This is a genomic window from Pseudomonas sp. PDM25 (assembly GCF_019219045.1).
Taxonomy (GTDB): Bacteria; Pseudomonadota; Gammaproteobacteria; order Pseudomonadales; family Pseudomonadaceae; genus Aquipseudomonas.
Genome location: NZ_JAHUWL010000075.1, coordinates 1 through 392, shown reverse-complemented (window position 1 = coordinate 392; position 392 = coordinate 1). Strand labels below are relative to the sequence as shown.

Annotated in this window: 1 pseudogene; it reads left to right on the top strand. The window is 54.8% G+C overall.

Annotated features, from left to right (window positions below):
• Positions 1-37: 37 nt before the first annotated feature.
• A pseudogene (locus KW848_RS31385) lies at positions 38-392 on the top strand (contractile injection system protein, VgrG/Pvc8 family); the annotation flags it as partial.

The window sequence follows — 392 nt, the reverse complement described above, 5'->3', positions numbered from 1 at the left end:
GTGTCCTGCTCACCTCTTTCTGCTTAAGGATAAGCGTATGTTCGCGCCAGCCAATACTGCGCACTTCACATTACTGATCCCCTCGGTTCGTCACGACTTCAAGGTGCTGGCCTTTGAGGGCCTTGAGGCCATCAGCAGCTTGTACGCGATGCGTATTGAGCTGGTCAGCGAAAACCCGGACTTCGATCTGGAAAGTCTGCTCAGCCAGCCCGCGTTTCTCCAGTTTGGCCTCAATGGCGAAGGCATTCATGGGCGTATCGAAGAGGGTGTTTGTGGGCGAAGCGGGTAAGCGCCTGACCCGTTATCAGCTGACCTTGGTCCCCGCGTTGCACTATTTGCAGTTCAGCGACAACCAACGGATCTTCCAGAATCTAACCGTGCCGCAAATCATC